Annotated in this window: 3 protein-coding genes; all 3 read left to right on the forward strand. The window is 63.7% G+C overall.

Annotation, left to right across the window (positions count from 1 at the left end; translation table 11 throughout):
• The first annotated feature begins 238 nt into the window (after positions 1 to 238).
• Positions 239 to 517, forward strand: coding sequence for a hypothetical protein (locus tag MOV75_RS38345; protein ID WP_246930988.1), 279 nt, complete (start codon positions 239 to 241; stop codon positions 515 to 517).
• 242 nt (positions 518 to 759) lie between these two features.
• The gene (locus tag MOV75_RS38350) at positions 760 to 966 is read left to right on the forward strand and encodes a hypothetical protein (protein WP_018322958.1); all 207 of its coding nucleotides are present in this window, start codon (positions 760 to 762) and stop codon (positions 964 to 966) included.
• Between the two features lie 71 nt (positions 967 to 1,037).
• On the forward strand, positions 1,038 to 1,338 hold a 301-nt coding region (locus tag MOV75_RS38355), incomplete at its 3' end, for a hypothetical protein (RefSeq protein WP_247008033.1).

Consider the following 1,338-nt stretch of genomic DNA (forward strand, 5'->3'; position numbering starts at 1 on the left):
TGCTTCCCACATCAACGCCGCGCCCCGTGGCGGCGGTGCACCGGCCGGTGGCCCCGGCGGCGGCCATCAGAAGCACTAGCGTAGCCAGGAAGGCCCGGCCCTCGTGCCGGGCTTTTCTTTGCTATATCGAGGTCGCGACAATTTAAGTCGGTTTTTCGCCGGCAGATTTCATCGATCGTAACATGTCTACCCAAAGCTGTAAGCATCCACTCGGGGCAGCGGGGCACGGGAGGATGACATGAGACAGAGCCAGGCGGAGTCGCGCCGCCAAAATGTCGCGAAGCGTTCGATGACGAAAGAGGCCAAACAGCTGACCGGCCTGATTGCCGGATTACGCGAATCCCTCAAAGGGATCCAAAAGGAACGGACGAGCATGAAGCTCACCGGCGCCGAGATGGGTATGCTCGACGAGCGCCGCAACAACCTGCTGCTTACCATCGCAGCCCTCGACGATCGCCTCTCGGCCGTGCAGGGGCTGATTGATCTCGGTCGCCCCCACATCATCCGCGTGCATTAGCGGAGCTCGGGCATGGGACGATCGGTTCCGTTGCCGATGTGAGGCCGCCCCGGCGGCCTATCCAGCACGACACGAGGACGGCCCCGTGCCGTCGCAGGCGGGGCAAGCCTGCGACGGATGGAATTGCATTCCCGTGGGGCACGCCGTTGCCGGCCGCCAACGCTATGCTTTGCGGATGGCATCAAAAAATTGCCACGCTCCCGGCGAATTGCCGCCAAAGCCCGCTGCCACGAGGAGGCTGGGTGCAGGGCGACGCAAGGGGATGCGAATTGGCCTACAAAATGGTCGCAGAACGCGACAACGAGAAATACAGTTTCGCTCGCGAGAGCCGGCTGCTCATCGTGGCGAAGGCGAAGGTGTGGGCGAGCGAGGGGTGGCGGGTTGTCATCACCGATCAGGACGGCAAGGCCTACGCACCGCCCGAATTCGATCAGCTGTCGGCGGCGTGACCGCGGACGGGGCGAGGGGACGACATTTGAGATCGCTGTTTCGATCGGGGTGCGGCCGGATCGTGCCCGTGATGATTTTTGCAGCCACCGCCATGGTTCTGACGGTGACGGTTGCGGCCGCGCAAAATCTCGACGCCGGCAAGTCGCCCGCCAAGCTCTTCGCTGACGGCTGTGCGACCTGCCATCGCAGTCCGCGCGGCCTTGCCAAGGGTCGCTTCAGCCTGACGTTATCCTGGTTTCTGAAGGACCATTACGCGACCAGCTCGGACTCGGCCAAGATGCTTGCCGCCTATCTGGAATCGGTTGACGAGCCGCCGCCGCGCGCCGGAATTCGAGGACTGGCTGGCGCGGTCGGGCATTACAGGCGCCGAT

Source organism: Bradyrhizobium sp. PRIMUS42 (assembly GCF_023006515.1).
In the GTDB taxonomy this organism is placed as follows: Bacteria; Pseudomonadota; Alphaproteobacteria; order Rhizobiales; family Xanthobacteraceae; genus Bradyrhizobium.